This is a genomic window from Streptomyces sp. NPDC057137 (assembly GCF_042670825.1).
Classification (GTDB): domain Bacteria; phylum Actinomycetota; class Actinomycetes; order Streptomycetales; family Streptomycetaceae; genus Streptomyces.
Map to the genome: position 1 here is coordinate 56519 of NZ_JBHUUW010000046.1, position 6452 is coordinate 62970.

Genomic DNA, 6452 nt, shown 5'->3' on the forward strand with positions numbered 1-6452 from the left:
GAATCACGGGTCACCATGTAACCGTCCCAAGACGCAGGACACTGACGAGGAGGTACCGCCGTGACCGGCGCACCCATCACCCGGGCCGACCAAGCACGCGAAGCGGCCGTCGAGGCGGCGCTCGGCAAGCTGGATCTGGACGACAAGGCGCGGCTGCTGGCAGGGCAGGACAACTGGTCGCTGCCCGCCCTCCCGGAGATCGGCCTGGCCTCCCTCGTCATGTCCGACGGCCCGATCGGCGTCAGGGGCGTCCGCTGGACCGCCGACGACCCGTCCGTCGCGCTCCCGTCGCCCACCGCGCTCGCCGCCACCTGGGACCCCGAACTGGCCCGCAGGGCAGGCCGGTTGCTCGCCCAGGAGGCCCGCCGCAAGGGCGTGCACGTCCTCCTCGCGCCGACCGTCAATCTGCACCGGTCCCCGCTGGGCGGCCGGCACTTCGAGGCGTACAGCGAAGACCCGTACCTCACCGGCGAGATCGGCACCGGCTATGTCCTCGGCGTCCAGGACGGCGGTGTCGGCACGACCGTCAAACACTTCGTCGCCAACGACGCCGAGACCGACCGCTTCACCGTCGACAACATCGTCGCCCCGCGCCCGCTGCGCGAGCTGTACCTCGCCCCGTTCGAGGCCATCGTCAAGAACGCCCACCCCTGGGGCATCATGGCCGCGTACAACCAGGTCAACGGCCACTCGATGACCGAGCACCGCTATCTCCAGAACGAAGTCCTGCGCGGCGAATGGGGATTCGACGGCTACATCGTCTCCGACTGGCTGGCCGCCCGCTCCACCACCGGCGCCATCCTCGGCGGCCTCGACGTCGCGATGCCCGGCCCCAGGACCGTGTACGGCCAGGCGCTCGCCGCCGCCGTCCGGGCCGGCGAGGTCGAGGAGTCCCTCGTCGACGACGCCGTACGCAACGTGCTGAGGCTCGCCGCCCGCGTCGGCGTCCTCGACAACGCGCCCGCCGTCGTCGCCCCGTCCGCCCTCCCCGCGCCCCTCGACGGCGGCGCACTGGCCCGCGAGGTCGCGCGCCGCTCCTTCGTCCTCGTACGCAACGAGGTACGCGACGGCCGTCCCGCCCTGCCCCTCGACCCGGCCGGCACCCACACCGTCGCCCTCAGCGGCGCCGCCGCCCGCGACGCCCGCATCCTCGGCGGCGGCTCGGCCACCGTCTTCCCGCCGCACACCGTCTCGCCGCTCGACGGCCTCACCGCCGCCCTGCCCGAAGGCACCCTCAGCTACAGCGTCGGCGCCGACCCCAGCGACCAACTCGGCGTCGCCGCCAAGGGATTCGCGCTGCGCGCCGTCTGCCGCGCCGCCGACGGCCGGGAACTGGGCACCACCGACATCCCCTCCGGCATGGTCCAGTGGGTCGGTGCCGACCTGCCCGACGGCGTCGTCTACGACGAACTGCACAGCGTCGAGTTCACCGGCACCTTCACCCCCCGCGAGAGCGGCGACCACACCTTCGGCACCCGCGGCATCGGCCCCCTCGTCCTCACCGTCGGCGGCGAGAAGATCTGGGAGGGCGAGGAGAGCCTGGGGATAAGCACCGACCCGTTCAACGCGTTCTTCGGCGAGCGACTGGCCCGCGCCCAGGTCACCCTCCTCGAAGGCGAGAGCGTCGACGTCTCGCTGCGCCTCACCGTGCCCCGGCTGCCCGGAGCGCCGATGGACGCCGTCGCCTTCTCACTGCTCCATCTCGGCCCGCAGCGCGACCCCGAGGACCTGATCGCCGAGGCCGTCGAGGCCGCCAGGACCGCGGACACCGCCGTCGTCGTGGTCGCGACCACCACGGCCGTCGAGTCCGAGGGCTTCGACCGTACGAGCCTGGAACTGCCCGGCCACCAGAACGCGCTCGTCGCGGCCGTCGCCGCCGTCAATCCGAACACCGTCGTCGTCGTCAACACCGGCTCACCGGTCGAACTGCCGTGGCGTGACGACGTAGCCGCGGTGCTGCTCAGCTGGTTCCCGGGCCAGGAGGGCGGCGCCGCGCTCGCCGACGTCCTCACCGGCGCCGAGGAGCCCGGCGGCCGGCTCACCACCACCTGGCCGGTCGCCCTCGCCGACGTCCCCGTCACCGACACCACGCCCGCCGACGGCCAACTGCACTACACCGAGGGCGTGTTCATCGGCTACCGCGCCTGGGAGCGGGCCGGCACAGCCCCCGCGTACCCCTTCGGCCACGGCCTCGGCTACACCGACTGGGAGTACGAGACGCTGGACGCCACCGCCGACCGGGCCACCGTGACGCTGCGCAACACCGGCGCCAGGCCCGGCCGCGAGACCGTCCAGCTCTACCTCGCTCCCACCCCCGCTCCCGGCGACGTGCCCGACGCGCCCGAGCGCCCGGTGCGCTGGCTGGCCGGCTTCGCCTCCGTCGAGGCGGGCCCCGGCGAGAGCGTCGAGGTGACGATCCCGCTGAGGGCCCGCGCCTTCGAGATCTGGGACGAGCGGGAGAACGCCTGGGCGGCGATTCCGGGCGCGTACGAAATCCAGGCGGGCCGCTCGCTCACCGACCGCAGGCTGAGCGCGCCGGTCCAGCGCTGAACGCCGAGACGTACAGGGCCGGTTCACCGGACAGACCGGTGAACCGGCCGGCCGGGGGTGAACCGGCCGTACCGGGCTCACGCCCTCATCCGGCAGTCGAGAACCCGTACGTCGTCACCGAGGTGAACTCCTCGCCCGGCCGCAGCACCGTGCTCGGGAAGTCCGGCCGGTTCGGTGAGTCCGGGAAGTGCTGGGTCTCCAGCGCGATGCCCTCGCAGGGCCCGAACGGCCCCGCGTCGAAGCCGTCACCGGTGTACAGCTGGATGCCCGGTTCGGTCGTCGTCACCGTCAACAGCCGCCCCGACGCCGGGTCGTACAGCTCCGCCGCGACCACACTCGCCGCACCCGCCGAACACCCTTGCTCCAGAACGAAGTTGTGGTCGTACCCCGACCCCACCTCGCGCGGCTCCCGGAAGTCGAAACGCGTCCCGCCGACCGGCGCCGGCGCGCCCGTCGGCACCGAGTCGCCGTCCAGCGGCGTGAGGTGACCGGCCGCGATCCGCAGCACGTGCCCACCGGCGCGACCACTGCCCGCGCCACCCAGATTCCAGTACGAGTGATTCGTCAGGTTCACCACCGTCGGCGCGTCCGTCACCGCCCGGTAGTCGATCCGCAGCGATCCCGCCGCGTCCAGCGAGTACGTCGCCGAGACCTCCAGCCGCCCCGGGAACCCCTCCTCGCCGTCCGGGCTCACCAGCGACAGCCGCACACCGTGCCCGTCCGCCGCGGGCTCCGCGTCCCACACGCGCTTGTCGAAGCCGCGCTCACCGCCGTGCAGACAGTTGGGCCCGTTGTTGCGCGGCAGCCGGTACGTCCGCCCGTCCAGCGTGAACGTCCCGCCCGCGATGCGGTTCGCGTACCGGCCGATCAACGCGCCGAAGTACGGCGACGGACAGTCGACGTACCCCACGACGTCGTCGAAGCCCAGCACCACGTTGGCGAGGGCGCCGTCGCGGTCCGGCACCTCGACGGACTGGAGGATCCCGCCGTACGTCAGCACCCTCACCCGCACACCGGCCCGCTCCAGGACCCAGCGGTGGACGGGAGTGCCGTCGGGCGCCGAACCGGCGCGCTCGGGCACGGTCACGGGCGCGGGCGGGGCCACGGTCATGTCGTTCACGGTCGACTCGTTCACGGTCGCCGACCCTACGCCGGGGGGTTGGCCGCGACGACGTTGCGGTAGGCGATGTCGGCCAACTTGCCCTGGCCGTTCTTGCTCGGGTGGAACCAGTCCCAGGTGCTCAACTGGTCGCCAGTGAATCGGAAGTCGAAGACGGCCCCGCCGTCGTAACGGCAGCGCAGATCCTTCGCGCACACGTCCTTGAGCACCTTGTTGTACGCCACCACCCGCGCCTGCACCGTGGCGCGCCGCTCCGTCGCCTCGGCCCCCATGTCCTGAGAGTCGCCGAGCATCGAGGAGCAGATCCCCAGCTTCCAGATCTGCCGGCCCAGCGGATTGTCCTTGCCCTCGGACCAGAGCCGCTTCAGATCGGGCACGCTCGCCACGTACACCTGCGTCTTGGGGGCGCCCGCGCGCAGCCGGCGCATCGACTCCTCGAACGACGTCCGGAACTCGTCCACCGGCGTCATCAGGGCCGCCTCGTCCTTGCAGGCGTCGTTGGCGCCCATCATGACCGTGACCAGATCCGGCTTGTGGCCCGCCACCTTCGCCATCTGCGCGGGCAGCTCACCGACGGAGGCGCCCGAGCGCGCGTAGTTCCAGCTGCGGTCCGCGACGCCCGGCTCACCGAGCAGCCGCACCGCGAGGCTGCGCACCCCGTCGTCCGTACCGGTCGCCCAGGACGCCTCGGGGCAGTCGCTGAGTATCCCGCAGGCGTCGAAACCGCGCGTGATCGAGTCGCCGACGGCGGCGAGGGAGGTGGGACTGCGGTCCCAGACCGGCTTCGGCGGGGGAGACTGGCTGGTCTTCGCCTTCGTCCAGTCCGGATCGGCGCCGTCCGACGCCCCGCATCCCGCCAGCGCGACGACAGCGACCAGCAGCCCCGCACAGGCGGCCGCGACGCTCGCGTACGGTGCCCGGCGGCGGTCGCGACTCCCGCCGAGGCGTCGCTCAGCACGTCCCTGGGGGCTCTGAGGCATCGTGTGAACCCTCCGCGTGGGCGTCGTCATGCGTACGGCGGCGTCCTGGCGAGTGAAAGCTTCGCGTATATCGCCCCTGGGACCGACAGTACGGCACCCCCGTGCCCCCCGCGCAAGGTAGCTTTCAGGCGTCGAACGAGAGTCAACAACGCCTTCCGACTCCGGTAAGTTACATCCCGTCACATGCTGTCCGTTTTGCGGGGTTTCACTCTCGATGCTGTTTACTGAGGCCGCTGGGAAAGGCGAACCTCGTCCCACACTGGAGGTCCCGGTGACCACACGTGGTGTTCTGTACGTGCACTCCGCGCCGCGCGCGATGTGCCCCCACGTCGAATGGGCGGTGGCGGGCGTCCTCGGCGTGCGCGTCCAGCTCGACTGGATCAGGCAGCCCGCCTCGCCCGGCACCTGGCGGTCCGAATTCTCCTGGCGGGGCGAGGCCGGCGCCGCGTCCAAGCTCGCCTCCGCGCTGCGCGGCTGGCAGATGCTGCGCTTCGAGGTGACCGCCGAACCCAGTCCCACGGCCGAGGGCGAGCGCTACAGCGCCACCCCCGAGCTGGGCATCTTCCACGCCGTCACCGGCATGCACGGCGACATCCTGGTCCCCGAGGACCGGCTGCGCGCCGCCCTCGCCCGGTCGCTGAGCGGCGAGACGCAGCTCGAGGCCGAGGTCGCGAAGCTGCTGGGCAAGCCGTGGGACGACGAGCTGGAGCCGTTCCGGTACGCGGGCGAGGGCGCCCCGGTGCGCTGGCTGCACCAGGTCGTCTGAGCCGACAACCGGACAGCCGGAGCCGGACAGCCGGGCACTCGGACGTCGCGGTCTCGTTCTACCGTGGGCGCATGGCTGATCAACTCGAAGTAGCTGTTCTCGGCGCGGGCATCATGGGCGCGGCGATGGCTCGCAACATCTGCCGGACCGGGCACGCGGTCCGGGTCTGGAACCGTACCCGCGCGAAGGCGGAGCCGCTGGCGGCCGACGGGGCGCGGATCGCGGACAGCCCGGCGGACGCCGTACGCGGCGCCGATGTCGTCGTCACGATGCTCTACGACGCCGCCGCCACCCTGGAGACCATGACGGCGGCGGCCCCGGGGCTGCGGCCCGGCACGGTCTGGCTCCAGGCGACGACGGCGGGCCTGGACGGGCTCACCCCGCTCGCCGAACTGGCCGGCGCGCACGGACTGGTCTTCTTCGACTCGCCCGTGCTGGGCACCAGGGGCCCCGCCGAGCAGGGGAAGCTCGTCGTCATCGCCGCGGGCCCGGAAGGGGCGCGGGACACCGTCACGTCCGTTCTGGAGGCCGTGGGCGACCGCACACTCTGGGTGGGCGACGACGGCGCGTCCGGGGCGGCGACGCGGCTCAAACTCGTCTGCAACAGCTGGGCCCTGACCCTTACCCACGCGACGGCCGAGGCACTGGCCCTGGCAAAGGGGCTCGGCGTGGACCCACAGGGGTTCCTGGACGCCGTCGCGGGCGGCGGGCTCGACTGCGGCTACCTCCGCCTCAAGTCGTCGGTGATCCTCGACGACGACTACACACCGAGCTTCGCCCTCACCACGGCCGCCAAGGACGCCCGCCTCATCGTCGCGGCGGCCGAGGCGGAAGGCGTCCGGCTGGACGTCGCGGAGGCGGGCGTGAACCGCTTCACCCGCGCGCTGGCCCAGGGCCACGGCGCCGAGGACATGGCGGCGACGTACTTCGCGAGCTTCGACGACTGACCTCACAGCCGCCGGGACCGCCGAAACGCCGAGACCACCGAACGCCGGAGGCCCGGGGCCCCGGGGCGGCGGGGGCCCGGCCGACCGCC

General features: G+C 72.6%; 5 protein-coding genes. 3 read left to right on the forward strand and 2 right to left on the reverse strand.

Going from position 1 to position 6452, the window contains the following annotated elements; all coding sequences use genetic code 11:
- Nucleotides 1-60: 60 nt before the first annotated feature.
- A complete protein-coding gene (locus ACFT9I_RS28855) occupies nt 61-2550 on the forward strand; it encodes a beta-glucosidase (RefSeq protein WP_382568994.1) in 2490 nt (829 codons plus the stop codon).
- Nucleotides 2551-2635: 85 nt separating this feature from the next.
- On the opposite strand, the gene ACFT9I_RS28860 is transcribed toward ACFT9I_RS28855, so the two are convergent.
- A complete protein-coding gene (locus tag ACFT9I_RS28860; RefSeq protein ID WP_382569006.1) occupies nt 2636-3661 on the reverse strand; it encodes an aldose epimerase family protein in 1026 nt (341 codons plus the stop codon).
- 35 nt (nt 3662-3696) lie between these two features.
- Entirely contained in the window at nt 3697-4650 is a 954-nt protein-coding gene (locus ACFT9I_RS28865; protein WP_382568996.1) for an SGNH/GDSL hydrolase family protein, read from the reverse strand.
- Between the two features lie 271 nt (nt 4651-4921).
- Here ACFT9I_RS28865 and ACFT9I_RS28870 point away from each other — a divergent pair, with 271 nt between their 5' ends.
- Both ACFT9I_RS28870 and ACFT9I_RS28875 read left to right on the forward strand, forming a co-directional pair.
- Nucleotides 4922-5416, forward strand: a complete 495-nt coding sequence (locus ACFT9I_RS28870; RefSeq protein ID WP_382568998.1) for a DUF3145 domain-containing protein — start codon at nt 4922-4924, stop codon at nt 5414-5416.
- Between the two features lie 71 nt (nt 5417-5487).
- A complete protein-coding gene (locus tag ACFT9I_RS28875) occupies nt 5488-6363 on the forward strand; it encodes an NAD(P)-dependent oxidoreductase (protein WP_382569000.1) in 876 nt (291 codons plus the stop codon).
- Nucleotides 6364-6452: the final 89 nt, after the last annotated feature.

What these genes read in the sequence shown, in the direction of transcription:
- ACFT9I_RS28860 (WP_382569006.1), bottom strand. Translation starts at nt 3,661, where the DNA reads ATGACCGTGGCCCCGCCCGCGCCCGTGACCGTGCCCGAGCGCGCCGGT.
- ACFT9I_RS28865 (WP_382568996.1), bottom strand. Translation starts at nt 4,650, where the DNA reads ATGCCTCAGAGCCCCCAGGGACGTGCTGAGCGACGCCTCGGCGGGAGT.
- ACFT9I_RS28875 (WP_382569000.1), top strand. Translation starts at nt 5,488, where the DNA reads ATGGCTGATCAACTCGAAGTAGCTGTTCTCGGCGCGGGCATCATGGGC.